Raw genomic sequence first — 17,971 nt, 5'->3', positions numbered from 1 at the left:
AAAAAGCTTTTAATTCAGGTTTATCATCGGGTACTAATTCTATTAGTTTTTATCTCGATGATCTGCTCCATATTATTAAATTTAACCATTTCTGTGTAGCCTTCATGAATAACTAATTGAAGAGGTGTATATCCATCTAAATCTTTTAACTCTGTTGAAGCTCCTTTTTCTAGTAAAAATTCAGCTATATCATAAAGTTTGCGGTAAATAGCCTTATGTAGAACTGTATGATAAAACGAATCTTGAATATTGATATCCATCACCTTGATGATCTAAAATCTTTTTTATAAGATGTTTTAGTTGAGCGGTTTGAAAAAACTTGGATTGGTAAAAAGAATATGCTCCGTAAGTGATGTGAAACTGTTCGAATAGTTTATCTAGTGTAATGTTGTAGCCGGAGTCTTGTGCAGAAGATGAAGATATCAGTGGTACTTCTTGAATGGTCGATAAACCAATGCTAGGGATAAAATTGGAAGAAGCAATAGGAGTTAGGGTGTCGTCTTGCTCTAGTAAGGTAATATCCAGACACCATACCTGTATCATAAGAAGATGTTTGTTTTGTTATTAGAGTAGCCATCGTTTCTATTTCTCTAACTTTAGCCATAAAATTACTATAATCATTTATCTAAAATTAATATATTAAATAATATGAATTTTCAAGGTGAAAATCACTTTAAAAAATCCATAAAATCATTGGATTAAGCTTTGTTGTGTGGTTCGATGTTATTCCTGTATGGCGTTGTTGTGTGGATCAATTCCCCCTCTGTCATCCCACGACTTGATCGCGGAATCCATTCTAAAATACTAATATTAGTATTTTAAATTATTTTTTTGGATACCGTGGTCAAGCCACGGTATGACATCTTAATAATTTAACTCATCCTTGTTAAAAACCCTTGACTCCTTGATATTCCTATAATATCCTATAATTTCCCATTAAATCCCAAATTAACCCAATGAATGTATTTTTATCTAAGTATGTAAATGGTGTTGATAAAAAGAGTAGGGTGTCGGTGCCGGCGAATTACCGTGCGGTACTAGGTAAAGAATTATTTAACGGTGTAATTGCTTATCCGTCGATTAGGAATAATTGTATAGAGGTGTGCGGTATTTCGCATATCGAGAAATTAAGGCAGATGATAGAGACGCTTGATCCTTATTCCGAGGAGCGTGATGCGTTTGAGACTATGATATTCGGGGAAGCTGTACAACTTTCCTTTGATGGGGAGGGAAGAGTTATATTGCCGCAATCTTTAATGAAGCATGCAGGAATCGAAGAGCAAGCATGTTTTGTAGGTAAAGGGGTGATTTTTGAGATTTGGCAGCCGCAGAATTTTGAGAAATATTTAAATGCCGCTCAAAAAATTGCTCATGAAAAGCGCTTAACTCTAAGGAATGCTCATTAATGATACAATCTCACGTGTCTGTAATGCTAAATGAAATGTTAGAGGCCTTAAGCCCAAAAGCCGGTGAGTCTTATTTAGATTGTACGTTTGGAGCAGGAGGATATAGCAAAGCAATATTAGAAAGCTGTAACTGTTATGTCACAGCCTTGGATCGTGATCCAAACGTGATTAAAAGAGCCGAAGAAATTCAGCAACATTACGGTGAGAGATTTGATTTTGTAGAAACAAATTTTGCGGATAGTTTTGCAAAGCTTAAGGAAAAAAAATTTGATGGGATAGTGCTGGATTTAGGCGTTTCATCAATGCAGTTAGATATAGCAGATAGAGGATTTTCGTTTTTGCATGACGGACCACTCGATATGCGTATGAGCGGGCAAGGGCTTAGTGCCGAGGAGTTTGTAAATGCGGCAGAGGAAAAAGAGCTAGCTGACGTAATTTACAAATACGGAGATGAGAGTTTTTCACGAAGAATTGCTAAGAGAATTGTAGAATATAGAAAAACGGCGAGAATTGATAGTACAAGTAAGTTAGCCGAGATTGTTAGAAGTAGTATAGGATTTAGAAAAGGCAAAATTGATCCTGCAACTAAAACCTTTCAAGCCATTAGGATTTATGTAAACGATGAGCTTGGGGAGTTAGAGCAGTTTTTAGTGAATGTAAAAAATATATTAAAGAAAGACGGACGTTTAGTTGTGGTGTCTTTTCACTCTTTAGAAGATAGGATAGTTAAGAATTTCTTTAAAGAAAATTCGGAAAAGCCGGTAGTAAGATCAAAATATGCTAAAGACGACATGACGATTGATCCAAATAAATGGCTTAAGATTATTACTAACAAAGCTCTAGCACCGTCAGATAAAGAAGTAGGGCTAAATATTAGAGCGAGATCGGCAAAACTTCGAGCAGCAAAAGCGATATATGAGTAATTAATTATGAGTATAAGAAAGCTTCACTATTTAACATTATTGATAACAATTATAGCAATATGTAGTTTGTTTAGCATAAAGGAGAGAGTCTCAACTCTTGATTATCAATTAAGTAGCGTTGTAAAACAGATAAATAGTGAGAATAATAATATTCATATTTTAAAAGCAGAGAAAGCTTATCTACTTTTGCCGGCTAGATTGGAAAAACTTGCGGCGGCTTATTTAAAATTAGAAACAGTTAAATCTTATCAAATGATAAAAGATCCGTTAGGGCCAAATATCGATCAAAATATTAAATTTAATCATAATATTAGTATTTCCAAGAGTAGTAAATGGCGTTACAAAAGAATTACAAATAATAAGTGTATACAGACTGTTTCGAGTAGAGTGAAGGATACTCGATGAACTTCAAAAATTGGCTACGTCATCCTACAAGTACTGTGGTACTCACGTATTAAGTATACGCTCCGTTCCTCGTCTTGTGGATTCCTTGCTCTTTTTGAAGTTGATCTTCGTATCTTGGTAGGATTGTTGCATGGCTTGGCAAAAGCGTTCGATGTCATTTCCGCGTAGGCGGGAATCTAGGGTAAAGCGAGATAAATCGAGCTTTTCAAAAAATCTTGATTTTAAAGATTTTTTATTTTTCAAATCAAGTTTTGAAAAGGTTTTAAAGTACTGGATTCCCGCTTTCGCGGGAATGACATAAGGATTGCGGAAATATTAGTGTTTGAAACACCATAAATAACATATGAAACAAATTTGGGAAAAATGGAAACCTACAATTAAAAGTCTAACAATTTGGAATGTTTGTAGTAAAAATACAAAAATCCGATTATTAATGGTTATTTGTGTCTTTTCTTTTCTTTTTTGTACTTTATCTTACAGATTGATAATCGTTGCTACGAGTGTTTACGATAAAAATATTAATTCCTTTAAAAAAAATCATCAATTTAGAAAAGAAATAGTTGATCGAAACGGTAATTTATTAGCAGTGAACCTACCTTCTGCCTCATTATTTGCTAATCCACAAATAGTACTTGATCCTGAAACTTCCGTAAAAAAGCTAGCAGAAATTCTACCTGATATTAATAAAGCTAAATTACTTGCAGAACTTAAGTCAAATAAAAGCTTTATATGGGTAAAAAGGGATGTACTACCTAGTCAGCAAGAAAAGATAACTAGCCTTGGGTTACTTGGTTTTGAATTTGAAGAAGAGCAGAAACGAATTTATACCTTTTCTAATTTATTGTCGCATGTTGTCGGTTATGTAGGCAGAGACTCGGTAGGGCTTAGTGGCTTAGAGCTCGCTTATGATAAGTATTTAACTAATTCTGATTATGAATTAAACGAACCAAAGAATCGGAAAGAACCGCTTCAATTATCTATTGATATCAGATTACAAAGTATTTTAAGTGAGGAGATTGATAAAACTTTAAAGCAATTTAAGGCCATAGGAGCAGTAGGCATTATTGCTGATCCAAATAATGGCGAGATTTTAGCATTAGTAAATAAGCCTGATTTCGATCCACATTATCCGAGTTTAGCCAAACCGGAAGAGCTGTTTAATATAGCAAGTCTCGGGATTTACGAAATGGGTTCGGTGTTTAAGGCATTAACTATGGCAGTTGGCTTTGATACCGGTGTAATAAATATGAATGATGCTTATGATATAAGTTATATGAAAGTAGGAGGATTCCAGCTTAAGGATTATACGCCAAGGCAAGGATGGCATAGTGTACCTGAGATTTTTCTATATTCTTCAAATATTGGCACAAGTCAAATTATGCTTGAAATCGGTAAAAGCAATTTTAAAAAATACCTAAAGAAATTAGGTCTATTAGATCAGTTGCAAATAGAATTACCTGAAAGAGGTACTCCGTTATTTCCTTCCGAGAAAAGATGGAATGAGTTAACGAGTGTTACTATGTCGTATGGCTACGGCATTTCGATTAGCCCTTTGCATTTTGTTAGAGCAATGTTACCGGTTGTTAACGGCGGTACTTTATATGATCTTACTTTATTAAAAAGAAAGGATGAAAAAGTAATAGGTACAAAAGTTTTTAGTGAAAATACCTCTACCCAAATGAAAAAATTATTTAGAGCGGTAGTAAAAGAAGGTAACGGTAAAAGAGCAGAGGTCAAAGGCTATCTTATCGGCGGTAAGACCGGTACGGCAGAAAAACTTTCACAAGGGGCAGGAGGAAAAAAGAAATATCTAAAAAATAGTAGAGCGTCATCGTTTTTAGGTATGCTGCCTGCATCTAACCCGCAATATATTATTTTTATTAGATTTGATGAGCCGAAACCGACTAAAGAAAGCTTTGGCTTTGCAACCGCAAGTTGGACGGCTGCTCCTACTGCCGGTAGAGTATTTGAACGTATGATATCTTTATATGGTTTAGAACCGATAGAACAAAGTGAGGAAGAAAGTTAAAATATTACCTAATAATTATAGATTTTGTCATTGCGAGCAGGCATTGTTGCGTAGATCGGTAAAACCTACTTGATGTCATCCCCGCCTATGCGGGAATGACATAAAACGATCTGTGCAACAAAAAGCCTAAATTTTCTGGCAATGACGCATTTATAAGCTAACAAGGAGGTTTTTATGTCAAAAAATAAAAATATAACAGATAAACCTAGTATACCTATCCCATGGCTTAAGTCTTTTGATCTTACGACAACAATAAATAATATTATATCAAAACAACTATTTATATCCACAAGTTCCGAGGCACAAGAAGAATTAGAGCTTAGCGATAATGATAAAAGACCTAACCCTAGTTGTTGTGAGTTATTGTAGAATCCATATTCATTTTTTAAAACTGTACAAAATAGAAAATTAATTTATATTTTGTATATGGTTGATATGGTCGTTGGGTGGTTGCAATTTTTCTATTGTCACCCCGTGGTTTGACCACGGGGTCCAGTAAAAATGACCACACAAAATGTTGTTTATATAGATCCCGCGATCAAGTCGTGGGATGATAACCTAATTGCCGATCAAGTCACGGTATGACACAGTACAAAACTATATAACAAAAAACTATTTATGTTAAAGATAAAACAGGAAATATATAAAAATAGCTTACAAATAATATTAAAATTGCTGTTTGCTTTGCTATGTTTTTTTATAATATTATTTCCGTTAGTGAGTTATAAAATAAATATTCAAAGCAGAATCTTTCCGGCGATGGAAATTATATTTATTTATTATTTTATGTCGTTATATTCCTTAAATATTTTTAGCATATTTTTTCTCGGTCTATTTATAGATCAAATAAGTGGTATGCCTATCGGTACAAATTCGCTAGTTTTTTTATCGGCATATACGATTTATAAATTATCTTCAAAATATTTTGTAGCTAAAAACTATTTAATAAATTTCATTATTTTTTGCGTTTATTGTTTATTTATATTGAATTTTAAATATTTACTAATAACAATCAAGAAACTAGAAGCAGACGGATATTTAATAATTTTCTTTCAATTTTTAACAACTATATTTTCTTATAATATAATTCGTCTTGTACTTGACTCTCCTATGAATTACTTTAAAAAGTATGCTAAATAAGAAAATACTACATGGTGAGTTAATTTCACGAAGAGCCTTTATAATCGGATTAGGTAAACTCGGATTTTTATCGTTGCTTGGAATAAGAATGTTTTATTTACAGCTTATTAAAAGCGAAGAATATAAGACTTTATCGGATAAGAATCGTATTAATTTTGTTGTACTTCCACCGACTAGAGGAAGAATTTACGATTTAGACGGCAATATTTTAGCTACTAATAAACCATGTTATCAGCTAGTAATAGATAGAAGCATTAATAATAATTATAGGGATGAATTAGAAATAATTAGTAATATTCTAAATTTATCTCCGGAAAAATATAATTATATTAAGCAAAAAATTAAAAAATCTAGTCGCCACACTCCTTTAATAATATTTGATCAGCTTGATTGGCAGCAAGTATCAATGATTGAAGAACAAAAGCATAAACTCGCTTCAATATTTATTGATATAGGTTATTTAAGGTTTTATCCTTTTTCAAGCGTTACTTCTCATTTAATCGGTTATCTTGGTCAAATAAATGAGCACGAGAAGCAGGAATTAAATATACATAGTTTAAGCGATTTTAATATCGGTAAATCCGGTATTGAAAAATATTACGATAACAAACTAAGAGGAGCATTTGGTTATAAAAAAGTTGAAGTAAACGCTTACGGTAAGCAGGTAAGAGAAATAGCAGGAACCCCTACTAAATCGGGCGAAGATATGCATTTAAATATCGATGTGTCTCTTCAGCAAAATATCCAGCAATATTTAAATCCTAAAGGTTCTTCGGCAATAGTTATGGATACTAAAACCGGAAATGTACTAATTTGTGCTTCCACTCCGGGTTTTGAATCAAATCATTTCAGTAAATTATCGGAAAATTATTGGCAAAGTTTAACGAGTGATCCTTATAAGCCTTTAATTAATAAGGTAATACAAAATTCTTATCCTCCAGGCTCGGTTTTTAAAATAATTACCGTACTTGCAGCCCTTGAAGTAGGCATTAATCCTAATAAAACCGTTTTTTGCGACGGTAGCTCTGCTCTTGGTACTAATAGCTTTAGATGTTGGAATCATAGCGGACACGGAACGTTAGATATGATGTCTGCTTTAAAGCATTCTTGTAATATTTATATGTATGAATTAGCAAGAATAGTAGGTCCGGATAAAATTCTTGAAGTTGCAAGAGAATTTGGCCTCGGTTCAAAAACCGGTATTGATTTAGCTCCTGAAAGTAGCGGGTTTGTACCGTCAAAAGAGTGGAAAAAGAAAAAATTAAAGCTTCCTTGGTCAATAGGAGATAGTTTTAATTTAGCAATCGGACAGGGGTTTCTAGGGGTAACGCCGATGCAGCTTGCAAGGTTTATTACAGCTATTGCAAGTAACGGTAAACTGTATACGCCTAGAATATTAAAAAATGATCCGGAATTTTATAATGTCAATATTAAGCCCGAAAATATCACAATAATCCAAGAAAGTTTGTATAATACCGTTAATGTTGCGGGAGGTACGGCGTATTATAATAGAATTTTAGGCAAAAATAGGCAGCTCGCTGGTAAAACCGGTACTTCGCAGGTGCAAGGCAAACTAAATGCTAAAGATGATTTAAGCCGTAAATCTATTGCTTGGGAGAGGCGTAATCATGCCTTGTTCTTAGGATTCGCTCCTTATCACGATCCTAGTTATTCCGTTACCGTCTTTATTGATCATGGCGGAGGCGGTAGTAAAGCCGCCGCCCCTGTAGCTCGTAAAATTATGTCGGACGTGTTGGATAAGTATTTATAGCTTTTTTCAGTTTGTAGTTTGTGCTATTATGTGTCGTAAGTGTTATTAATTAAAGATAGGTCACAAGATGGCAAGACTGAATTTAACTATTCCGGACGAACTAAATAATAGTTTAGCATAGTCAGCAAAAAACTTAGACAGATCAAAAGGGTATATATAGTACGTAAAGCAATTGAAGATTATCTACAGGAAATACAAGAAGATTCAGAAGATGCAAAATTGCTTTGCAAAGAATTAATGCCCCTGATTTTAAAACTTACACTACTGATGAAGTGAGGGAATGGTTAAAAAAGAAAAATGTTTAAAGTTATATGAGAAAATAAGGCATGTGCAGAATTAGCTGAATTGTGTGGTATCCAGAAAACAACTTAAAATACTAATATTATTAGTATTTTTAATTAGACCCCGTGATCAAGGAACTAGGTGATAATGGCAAAACTGATCCACACGGATAATGCTAGCTTTATATAATTATATCTTAACTCATATCAAAAAATACTTTATTTTAGTTAGTAGTTTGTGTTATTAATAACTAGGCTTTGCATGCGGAAAATTAAATTAATCTATTTTTTGTTGTAAATCATAAGATTTTTTTGAAATAGGAATAACTATTATTACAAAAATCTTATTAATTTTCTTTTACAAAACCTAGGAATTATTATAGAGGTATATATATGTCTAAGAAAAAGCAGGACGATCAAATAATAAAAGAATTAGAAGAAAGACTAGCAAAACTTAAAGGCACTCCTCCATCACTTGAAGAATTAGAAGAAAGGTTTGCAAAGCTCCAAGATAGACCTTATATCCCCACAAAAAAATCCGGTAATGAAGTAGACGATCTAATTGAGCAGCTGCAATCTGAGCTTAAACTAGAACAAAAAAGTAAAAGCCTTAATGATCAAAAAGACCAAGCAATACGTGATAGGCTAGATAAATTAAGAGAAGACAGTCCTATAACGCAAAAAAAGACACCTATAGATCTTTCTTTTAATGATACTAAAGCAATAATTACCGATACTATAGATGCTCAGGCAGATATAGCTAGTTCATATGCTAATCGTTCTACCGAGTTAGAGGAGAAAAAAGCATTACTCCATTTAGCTCATAATCTAACTGAAGCGAGAGATATTATTAGGGATATACCCCCTATATCTAAAGAATATGCGCCTAAACTATTAGATGTTATTGCTAGTTGGTTAGGTAAAATTTATGAAGGAATAAAGAAAATAGCTTCGCCTGCAGTTAATATTATAAAAGAAATAGGTAGTAGTCTTGTTAATTCGATTAAATCACTTCCTCACCAATCTTCCAAGCAACAAATAAAATTAAAGAAGTTATATAGAACATATGTTGATTTGAAAGGAATAAAGCCAAAGATAAAAGAAGAGTTTCTTAAAAAACATTATGAGCGAATTGATCAGCTACAAACTCCTAAGGAAATATTTGTAGAAACTGCCAAAATTACTCAATCTATAAGGATAGCCGGAAAACAAAAGATAAATACTCTTAAACAACAACAAATTATTAATAGAATGAAGCAACAAAGTCCTACTGCTTTTATAAATAATAATTCATTTACACCGTCTAATACTCCTACTAATAAAGCAAAGTCTTCCAAGAGCAACCAAAGGTAAATGTTATGTTCTTCCTGTGTGAAAGCAGGCATCTAGAAAAATAACCCTTAATATTGGACAAAATTATACCTTTAACAAAATAAGCATATAAAAAATTTTTTATATGTTTTACTGGATTCCCGTTTTCGCGGGAATGACATAAAGAGCATTTACTGATCCACGCAACAATGCCACGCGGGGATGACATACTGAATGTTCGTATAAGGACCAAGGTATTTAAAGATTATTCTACTCCTTTCATTCCGCTTGTCTTAGCTTTATCAAACGAAGTATCTTTAATTGCTGTTTCGGTAAAATCGGCATTTGTTAGGTCGGAGTTATTAAAGCCCGCCTGATCAATTTTAGCTGATTTAAATATACTATCTGTTAATATTGAGTTTGAAAAATCTGTTTTAGTAAGTATTGCTGCAGAAAAATTAGCCTCTTTTAAAATGGAATTTTTTATTACCGTATTTGTTAGGTTAGCATTTTTAAAGATACTATTTGAAAAATCTACTCTATCAAATATTAAGTTGCTCAAGTCAAAATTTGTTAAATTCATATTTGCTAAGTGAGTTATTTTTTGCAAATCTTTTACCGAATTTATTACTATATTATTTGGTAGAATTTTGCTCGAATTATCACTATTTAAAATAATATTATTAGAAACATTAGTATTAATAAAACTGGAATACGCTTGGTAGTTAATATTATTTATTTGCGAATTAGAAAGGACGGAGTTAATAACCGCAGTATTTGTTAGAGTGGAATTTATTAGAGCTACTTGGTTTAAATTGCCTAAAGTAATTTTAACATCTGAAAAATTTACGTTTTGTATTAAAGATTTAGAAAAATTTATATTATTAAATTGTCCGTTAGTTATATTTGAGTTTATTATTTCACTGCTGTTTAAGTCAGTATTAATCACTATAAATTGTTTAAAATCATTATTACTAAAAATATTATTAGTATAGCTAATATTATCTAAAGTAATATTTGAGCCTTTAGTTTTATTAATCCTTACAAAATTAGCATTACTATTTTTTATTGATAAAGTATTAAATTTATTATCGTTTAGACTCATATTATTTAATATCGCATTATTGATTTTAAAATGCTTTAAAACTGAACTACTAATTGTACTATTTTGTAAATCACATTTAGTAAGGCTAATATTTTGTAATGTTGAATCTTGAAAGGAAGCGTATGAAAAGCAAGAGTTATTACTTTGTACGTTATTAAAATTTACTTCATTAAAAATACTTTGTGTGAAGTTAGAATCCTTAATTATTACTGCTGTTAATGTAGTTTGACTTAGGTTGCTAGATTCAAAATAATTATTAGTAAAATTGGTATTCTTTATTATACTTTTTTCTAAATCCGTACCGTAAAATATTGAATTTGTTATATTAGTATTTTTAAAGCTATTATTCTGTAGGTTAGCTTTTTGAAAATTAACACCGTCGATAGTATTATTGCTCCATAATACATGACTAAATTTAGAATTTTCAAAGTTGACATTTATTATAGTAGTTTTATTAAAAGCAGTATCGCTAAAATTTGATTGAACAAAATTTGTATTTTGTAATGTTATATTGTGAAAAATTGAACCTTGAAAGTCAGAATGATATCCGGAAATATTTTTTATTACCGAATCTGCAAAATTACTTTCTTGAATTATAGCATTTGTAAGTATTGCTTTGTCTAAATTGCTACCTGCAAAATCAGCACGTAATATTTCGCAGGAAGTCAAATCTATTCCTGATAAATCTTCATTTATTAGCTGTACTCCTATTAATTTTACTCCTTTTAAATTTGAACCGAACTTCTCTTTAAGGTTCACTTTAAGGTTTTTAGAATTTTGCGATATTATATAATTCCGAATTACCGTGCTTTGGCTATCCGTAAGTAATCCGTTCGCATCACGAGTAGATTCGGAGCAGCTGCTTAATAACAAATAAATCGTAATTATTGATATGACTTTAAGCATTTGCTTCCTCATATTCTTCGTCATTTATTCTATTTGTAGGAGGTATATGTAAGCTTAATAATTTTAATTTACGATGCAAAGCCGATCTTTCCATACCGACAAATGAGGATGTTTTTGAAATATTATTATTAAAACGACTCATTTGTGCCGATAGATATTGACGCTCAAAAACTTCTCTAGCTTCTCTAAGCGGCATAGATAACATATCAAAGCTATCTTCAAGTTTTGTAAGATTAGCACTATTTGCTAATATTTCAGAAGGTATCATATAAGGTTTTATAATTTCATTATTACCTGTAGTTAACGGATTCATAATTAAAGTCCATTCAACAACGTTACGTAATTGTCTAATATTGCCCGGCCATTCATAGGATTGAAGAGCAGCGATAGTTTCATCGGCAAAGCTACGTTCTTTTAAACCTGAAAATTTTGAAAGTTGCTTAACAAAATACTTAACGAGTAGCGGTATATCTTCTTTTCTTTCATATAATGAAGGTACTTTTAGAGAGGATACATTAAGGCGATAATATAGATCTTCTAGGAATTTGCCATTATTAACTTCATCTTGGATATTTTTAGAAGTACCGGTGATAATTTTTATATCAATTTTAATATTTTTTCCGCAAGGTTTTGTAATAGTTTGATCTTTAAGGAATTTTAATAATTTTACTTGGATAGGAATAGGAATATTACTGACCTCATCTATATATAAAGTACCGTTATTGGCAAATTCTAAGATAGTAGGGCGTTTATTATTTGCCTGCTTTTCCAATTCGCCGAATAATTCTTGATTGATTTTTTCCGTAGTCATACAGGTAGGGCTGAAAATAATGAACGGATTATTAACCCTTTTAGATTGTTTATGAATTAATCTTGCTGCAAGTTCTTTACCGCTACCGACTTTACCGTGAATCATTATACGACAGCTAGAGGTAGCTGCCTTTGCTATTGCCATTTTATATTTTAAAGTTACCGAACATTCGCCTACTAATTCAGTTTTATCTATAACCTTTGATTTTAAATCTATATTTTCGCGTTTTAACTTTGTTACTTCACAAGCTCTTGTAAGTAAAATAACTAATTTATCATTATTAAACGGTTTTTCTATATAATCGTAAGCACCCATTTTTATAGCATTTACTGCTGTTTCTATAGTACCGTGACCGCTAATAATTATTACCGGCATTAAAGGATAGCGTTTTTTTATTATCTCTAAAATCCCAAGTCCGTCAATTTCGCTTCCTTGAAGCCAAATATCAAGTACAACTGCAGAGACCGGTTTTTCGGAAAGTATTTTAAGGGCTTGAGTACTATTAGCGGCAACCTTAGGGTTAAAACCTTCATCTTTCAAATTTGCAGCAATGAGATTTCGTATACTCTCTTCATCGTCTACTATTAAAACATCTAGTTGTGACATTACAATTTACCTTAAAAATATTAATACTAGGTTCTTGCGTACGATTGCTAATTGATTTAATATTTTACGATATTTTTTAGCGACAATTAATAAGATTTTTGAAAGAATTAGTTATTCATATTTCAAAAAAAATCTTATAATTTGCAGCAAAAAATATCGTAAAATATTAAATCAATTAGCAATCGTACGCAAGAACCTAAATATATACGTTAATGCCGAATGTAAAAGAAAGCAACATTTTTTTATAACATTTTTGTCACAATAGCTATTTATAATGTAAAGGTTGGCTAAGATTACATAATATTAAAATTATTTAAGGAATTTTAATTAATTTTATTTGCAGTTTGTAGTGTCATAAATGATTATATATAATGAGAGGGGTATGATATCCAAGTCGTCATTGCGAGCGACCGTAGGGAGCGTGGCAATCTCATGAAATAATAACAAGCTCCTGAGATTGCTTCGTCAATTACTTCGTAATTTCCTGGCAATGACGATGACGATTGTGTATCCAACAGTAAAACCGAAAAATTATGCTTAACATCTTTTTAATTATTATTTCATTATTTATTTGCTTAATAACCTACCTATTTATCAGCAAAACGGATATTTTTACAAATTTATTGATTTTAAATAGCTTCACGACTTTAGCGAGTGTATTGATTTGTTGTTTAGGTTTATACTCAGGCAATAGTTCATATTTGGATATAGCAATTATTTATTTTCTTCTAAGCTTTATAGCAACAAACGGATATTTAAAATATTTCATAAATGAATCGAATGAAAACAAAACAGATTGATAGACATCTTGCCAAATTCGCTTATAGCGAGGAATTTGTAGGAGACACGAAACGCAGCACCGCAGCGTACACAAGCGTACGTGAGGATGCGAGTATCGGATCGACGCACAAATTACCTCTAGAAGTAGAAGAGTTTGGGAAGATGTCTAATACGGTAATTTTAGGATGCGGTCTTAGCGGCATGTTAACGGCGCTTTCTTTTGCACAAAAGGGTATAAAAACTACTATATTCGAGAGTAAATCGGTAAAAAGCCCAGAGTTTTTTAAAGATATAAGAACTACTGCTTTAACTCCGCATTCTAAAAATTTCTTATTCTCTATTGATATATGGGAAGAGCTTGAGAAGTTTGTAGCAGAAATGCAAGACATATATGTAGTAGATAATCAGGCTTCAGAGATATTAGACTTACGAAATGACGCTGACGCTGTACTTGGATATGTGGTTAAGAATAGCGACTTTAAAAAAATGCTATTGTCAAAAATAACTAATAATCCGTTGATAACATTAATTGATAATAATCAATATCAAGAGGTTATAAGCCATAATGACTACTCGATTATAAAATTTGATGATAACCAAATTAAGTGTAATTTATTAATTATATGTGACGGAGCAAATTCAAAAGTGAGGTCTCATTACTTTGCTAATGAAATTGAGAAACCTTATCAAACTGCTCTTACATTTAATATTAAGCATGAAAAGCCGCATGAAAATTGTGCTATGGAGCATTTCCTGCCGTTTGGTCCTTTTGCTTTGCTGCCTTTAAAAGATCAATATGCTTCATCCGTAATATGGTCAACTTCTTCTGATCAGGCTGCTTTAATTGTTAATTTGCCTGTAGAAGAAGTTAGGTTTTTAACTCAAAGAAATGCCGGTAATTCCCTAGGTAAAATTACTATTGATAGTGAGATTAGTAGCTTTCCACTAAAAGCCCGTATAGCAAATAGATATTTTCATAACCGTATAGTGCTTATTGCCGACACTGCCCACACAGTACATCCGCTAGCCGGACAAGGGCTTAATCAGGGCATAAAGGATATAGAGATTTTGAGTATGATAGTTAGTAATAATGGCCCATTACAAGAATATCAAAAGTTAAGGCAAGAGGATAATTTTATTATGTATAAGCTGACTGATGAGTTAAATAATATTTTTTCAAATCATTCCAAAAATTTAAGATGTTTAAGACAAATAGGATTTAAGGTGATCAATAATTTTAAACCTGTAAAAAACTTGATTACTAGCTATGCGATGGGGAAGAGGTGAGTGTTCTTTTGTATCATTTCTAGCTAGTTCTGATGTCATTCCCGCGAAAGTGGGAATCCAGTAATCAAGAATCGATAAAAGCATTGTTTGTTTATACTTTTTAAAAGATGGATTCCCGCTTTCACGGGAATGACATAGAATGTGAAATAACATAGAACATAATTTTATGAGATATGCATGAGTAAAGAAAATTTAAGCAGTAAATCATCTATTAATACTCCTGCAGAAGGAATAAAAAATGCAGCAGAAGATAATAAGCTTAAATCTTCAATAAATACTCCTGAAAGAGTAGAGCTTTTAGAAGCAGCACAAACAAAAGCTTCTGAGCCTTCACAGGAGAACGGCAATCGTAAAATAAGCCAGCAGGAAAAAGAACGCTGCAAGTGGAGTAGTAATCGAAGTGTTACAGGAGGGCAGTAAAGTTATCGCTAGTCCTACTAATATTAGTAGAAGGAGTAATTAACGTTGGAGAAAAAGTAGCAAAAGCTTATGATCCGGTTGATACACTAGAAAGTATTAAAGCTAATTATGTGAAGCAATCAGAGTTAGTAGTTACTACTCGAATAGATAAAGCAAAAGATAGCCCTGAACTTAAAAATGTCTTGGATACTCAATTATCTAAAATTTACCAAGAAAAAGTTGAATCTGAAAAATTAAATACAACTAGAACTAAAGAGATTTTAAAAGCAAGATACTACCTTAGAGACGATATCTTTAGTAGCACAAGTAAGCGCTGTAGGCGGTATTATAGGCGGTTTAGTAGCAGGTGCTATTGGAGGAGGAGCGGAGCTAATGTAATAGGTGAAGGAGATGCTAATTTAGTGCGTATGGAGCGAAAAAAAGATAAAATAAATCAAATAAATAGTTTAAAACATCAATAGGCAATTATGAAGATAAGAAAGACTTGCTTGAAAAAGAAAGGCAAGCAAAAATAGATACCAAAGCATTAGAAGAATTTTTAACTATACCCCCTAAAATTGATCAATTAAGTGAAGGGCAGCTAAGAGAGCATTTTAATGTAACTAGAGCAAAGGTTGCAGCGAGACCTGAATTTGCTCCTCCTGCTGAAAAAACTAATTTTGCAAAAGTTAAATCGGCAGTAAAAGTAGGAGTCGGTTATTTTGTTGAATCACAATTTGGTGATTTAAAAGAAATATACGGTAAAAAAGAAGAAATATTTTAATCTTTTATAACTCCAAATGTTAGTAATAAAGTAAAACCTGAGCAAAATAAAGCTCATGAGCAAGCCAACATATGCAAGAGAATTTGTCACGTGGCAAGGGGGTTCGTTATGGTGCTAGCGCACCATCATCACAATCAACACCGAATGCTTCTAAACACTATGAATCTTCAAGAGGATTTTAATTGTTAATAAAGACTTATAATTATCTTATAGATTATATCTTGCCGCAGAGATGTTTAAGCGGTGCGGAAATACTAGGGGGAGCGGTGAATTTTGTAGCGGTTGTTGGAAGAAGCTAGAGTTTATAGCAAGACCCTATTGTAGTATATGTCGACAAAGATTTAGTATAAAAATCTTAGATAACTGCATTTGTGGAAATTGTTATAGCAACAAACCTAATTATGAGTTTGCTCGCAGCTTATTTAAGTGTAATGAGCATAGCAAAAAAATAGTTCATCAGTTTAAATATCAAGATAAGACGATATTTGCTAAGATCTTTGCTAAGCTTTTATATAATAGATATAGCAGCGAGGATATAAAAGATATTGATTTAATCATACCTGTACCTACGCATGTATAATCCTGCTCATATTTTAGCTATGGAAATTGCAAAAGTTACCGATAAAATGTTAAAAGCTGAGATTTTAACTAAAGCAAAGTGGACTAAGTCTCAGACTTTTCTCCTACGAAAACAACACAAAAATAATATAAAGGGTAGTATCAAATTTAACACAAAGTATAATATTGTAAGTAAAAAAATCTTATTAGTCGATGATGTCATTACCACTGCTGTTACTATAAATGAATGTGCTAAAATTTTACGACAAGCCGGGGGTGGCGTCGGTAAAAGTCTTAAGTGTTGCTATGACATAACGTTATTGCAAGGGGACATGGTTGTGTGTATCGAAAAACACACTCGATGTCATCCCTTGGCTTGACCACGGGATCCAAAAAATAATAAAAATTTTTAGTATTTTTAACTGGACCCCATGGTCAAGGCACGGGGTAACACAGAAGGTAACTTATGCAAAATAAAATAAAAAAAGTTTGTGTTATTGGTGCGGGAGTAATCGGTTCAGGGATTGCAGCGTTAATTGCTAATTCCTCTTATAAAGTAGTGCTGCTTGATATTATCGCTAAAGATTCCGATGATCCTAATAAAATAGTTAACACCGCTAAAGAAAATTTGCATAAACAAAAACCTCCACCTCCACCTTTATCTTTTCCTGATAAAGCAAATTTCATTACCATCGGTAATTTAGAATATGATTTAGATTTAATTAAAGAATGTGATTTAGTGATTGAAGTTATTGTTGAGAAGTTAGAAATCAAACACCAATTATATAATAAAATTATTCCTTATCTTAAAGAAGATGCAATTATTGCTTCTAATACCTCTACATTACCGCTTGAAAGACTCAAAGAGAATTTACCAGATAATATTAAATCTAGGTTCGTTATTACGCATTTCTTCAATCCGCCAAGATAATATGGAACTGCTTGAGTTAATTATAGACCCTATGATAAAGGCTGAAGTAATAGAAAGAGTATCAGAGTTCTTAACGAAAACGCTTGGTAAAATTATAGTAAAATGTAATGATACGTCTGGTTTTATTGCTAATAGAGTAGGGTATTTTTTACTTGAATTAGTAGCCCGTAAAGCGATAAGTCAGAATCTTGATGTTGCTACTATAGATAAAATATTTACTACATTTTTGGGGTTGCCGAGTACCGGAATTTTCGGTTTATATGATCTAATCGGGTATGACGTAATGAAGTTAATTTCAAGTTCATTACTTGCCTCTCTTCCTGCAAATGATGCTTATCATAAAATAATATGTAAAGACCCCTGTTCTTGATAAGATGATAGAGAAGCAGTTAATTGGACGTAAAGGTGACGGTGGATTTTATCGTTTATCGGTATCAAATGGCAAAAAGATTAAAGAAGTTATCAATATAAACGACTTATCATATAGTCCTGTTCAAAAAGTAGATATTTTGATCTTGATGCGCTTCTTGTAAGTGAT

General features: G+C 32.2%; 20 protein-coding genes. 17 read left to right on the top strand and 3 right to left on the bottom strand.

Annotated elements, in window-relative coordinates; translation table 11 throughout:
- Positions 1-23: 23 nt before the first annotated feature.
- A complete protein-coding gene (locus RC_RS10350; protein ID WP_233417438.1) occupies positions 24-260 on the bottom strand; it encodes an ankyrin repeat domain-containing protein in 237 nt (78 codons plus the stop codon).
- A 696-nt stretch (positions 261-956) separates the two neighbouring features.
- On the opposite strand from RC_RS10350, the gene mraZ reads away from it, so the two are divergent.
- From mraZ to RC_RS04250, 8 genes are all read left to right on the top strand, one after another.
- Positions 957-1,406, top strand: coding sequence for a division/cell wall cluster transcriptional repressor MraZ (mraZ, locus tag RC_RS04285; protein WP_010977464.1), 450 nt, complete (start codon positions 957-959; stop codon positions 1,404-1,406).
- Positions 1,406-2,329: a 16S rRNA (cytosine(1402)-N(4))-methyltransferase RsmH gene (rsmH, locus tag RC_RS04280; RefSeq protein WP_010977463.1), complete on the top strand. Its 924-nt coding sequence runs from the start codon at positions 1,406-1,408 to the stop codon at positions 2,327-2,329. The genes mraZ and rsmH overlap by 1 nt, the downstream gene beginning before the upstream one ends.
- Positions 2,330-2,335: 6 nt before the next feature.
- A complete protein-coding gene (locus RC_RS04275) occupies positions 2,336-2,734 on the top strand; it encodes a cell division protein FtsL (protein ID WP_010977462.1) in 399 nt (132 codons plus the stop codon).
- A gap of 343 nt (positions 2,735-3,077) precedes the next feature.
- Positions 3,078-4,763: a peptidoglycan D,D-transpeptidase FtsI family protein gene (locus RC_RS04270; RefSeq protein WP_010977461.1), complete on the top strand. Its 1,686-nt coding sequence runs from the start codon at positions 3,078-3,080 to the stop codon at positions 4,761-4,763.
- Between the two features lie 174 nt (positions 4,764-4,937).
- Positions 4,938-5,132, top strand: coding sequence for a hypothetical protein (locus RC_RS04265; RefSeq protein ID WP_004998106.1), 195 nt, complete (start codon positions 4,938-4,940; stop codon positions 5,130-5,132).
- A gap of 249 nt (positions 5,133-5,381) precedes the next feature.
- A complete protein-coding gene (locus RC_RS04260; protein WP_010977460.1) occupies positions 5,382-5,903 on the top strand; it encodes a hypothetical protein in 522 nt (173 codons plus the stop codon).
- Positions 5,893-7,674, top strand: coding sequence for a penicillin-binding protein 2 (mrdA, locus tag RC_RS04255; protein WP_010977459.1), 1,782 nt, complete (start codon positions 5,893-5,895; stop codon positions 7,672-7,674). The genes RC_RS04260 and mrdA overlap by 11 nt, the downstream gene beginning before the upstream one ends.
- A 674-nt stretch (positions 7,675-8,348) precedes the next feature.
- Positions 8,349-9,308 carry a hypothetical protein gene (locus RC_RS04250; protein ID WP_010977458.1) on the top strand — a complete coding sequence of 320 codons (960 nt, stop codon included), beginning with the start codon at positions 8,349-8,351 and terminating at the stop codon, positions 9,306-9,308.
- 223 nt (positions 9,309-9,531) lie between these two features.
- On the opposite strand, the gene RC_RS04245 is transcribed toward RC_RS04250, so the two are convergent.
- Both RC_RS04245 and RC_RS04240 read right to left on the bottom strand, forming a co-directional pair.
- A complete protein-coding gene (locus RC_RS04245; protein ID WP_041471731.1) occupies positions 9,532-11,277 on the bottom strand; it encodes a pentapeptide repeat-containing protein in 1,746 nt (581 codons plus the stop codon).
- A complete protein-coding gene (locus tag RC_RS04240; protein WP_010977456.1) occupies positions 11,270-12,694 on the bottom strand; it encodes a sigma-54-dependent transcriptional regulator in 1,425 nt (474 codons plus the stop codon). The genes RC_RS04245 and RC_RS04240 overlap by 8 nt, the downstream gene beginning before the upstream one ends.
- Positions 12,695-13,227: 533 nt before the next feature.
- On the opposite strand from RC_RS04240, the gene RC_RS07745 reads away from it, so the two are divergent.
- The 9 genes from RC_RS07745 to RC_RS10345 all read left to right on the top strand — a co-directional run bounded on the left by RC_RS07745 (position 13,228) and on the right by RC_RS10345 (position 17,966).
- Positions 13,228-13,494, top strand: a complete 267-nt coding sequence (locus tag RC_RS07745; RefSeq protein WP_012719844.1) for a monovalent cation/H+ antiporter complex subunit F — start codon at positions 13,228-13,230, stop codon at positions 13,492-13,494.
- Positions 13,475-14,761 carry a 2-octaprenyl-6-methoxyphenyl hydroxylase gene (gene ubiH / locus RC_RS04235; RefSeq protein ID WP_041471730.1) on the top strand — a complete coding sequence of 429 codons (1,287 nt, stop codon included), beginning with the start codon at positions 13,475-13,477 and terminating at the stop codon, positions 14,759-14,761. The genes RC_RS07745 and ubiH overlap by 20 nt, the downstream gene beginning before the upstream one ends.
- A gap of 177 nt (positions 14,762-14,938) precedes the next feature.
- A complete protein-coding gene (locus RC_RS04230) occupies positions 14,939-15,181 on the top strand; it encodes a hypothetical protein (protein WP_010977454.1) in 243 nt (80 codons plus the stop codon).
- A gap of 110 nt (positions 15,182-15,291) precedes the next feature.
- On the top strand, positions 15,292-15,642 hold the full coding sequence (locus tag RC_RS09125; protein WP_010977453.1) for a hypothetical protein: 351 nt from the start codon (positions 15,292-15,294) through the stop codon (positions 15,640-15,642).
- Between the two features lie 23 nt (positions 15,643-15,665).
- The gene (locus RC_RS04220; RefSeq protein WP_010977452.1) at positions 15,666-15,944 is read left to right on the top strand and encodes a hypothetical protein; all 279 of its coding nucleotides are present in this window, start codon (positions 15,666-15,668) and stop codon (positions 15,942-15,944) included.
- Between the two features lie 572 nt (positions 15,945-16,516).
- Positions 16,517-16,882 (top strand): ComF family protein, encoded by a 366-nt coding sequence (locus RC_RS04210; RefSeq protein ID WP_010977450.1) that lies wholly within the window; start codon positions 16,517-16,519, stop codon positions 16,880-16,882.
- A gap of 86 nt (positions 16,883-16,968) precedes the next feature.
- Entirely contained in the window at positions 16,969-17,433 is a 465-nt protein-coding gene (locus RC_RS04205; protein ID WP_010977449.1) for a 3-hydroxyacyl-CoA dehydrogenase family protein, read from the top strand.
- Position 17,434: 1 nt separating this feature from the next.
- Positions 17,435-17,803, top strand: coding sequence for a 3-hydroxyacyl-CoA dehydrogenase family protein (locus RC_RS04200; RefSeq protein ID WP_041471729.1), 369 nt, complete (start codon positions 17,435-17,437; stop codon positions 17,801-17,803).
- Positions 17,804-17,807: 4 nt separating this feature from the next.
- The gene (locus RC_RS10345; protein WP_010977447.1) at positions 17,808-17,966 is read left to right on the top strand and encodes a hypothetical protein; all 159 of its coding nucleotides are present in this window, start codon (positions 17,808-17,810) and stop codon (positions 17,964-17,966) included.
- Positions 17,967-17,971: the final 5 nt, after the last annotated feature.

Source organism: Rickettsia conorii str. Malish 7 (assembly GCF_000007025.1).
GTDB lineage: Bacteria > Pseudomonadota > Alphaproteobacteria > Rickettsiales > Rickettsiaceae > Rickettsia > Rickettsia rickettsii.
Note: the sequence above shows the minus strand (reverse complement) of the source record. Positions and strands in the feature narration are given on the sequence as shown.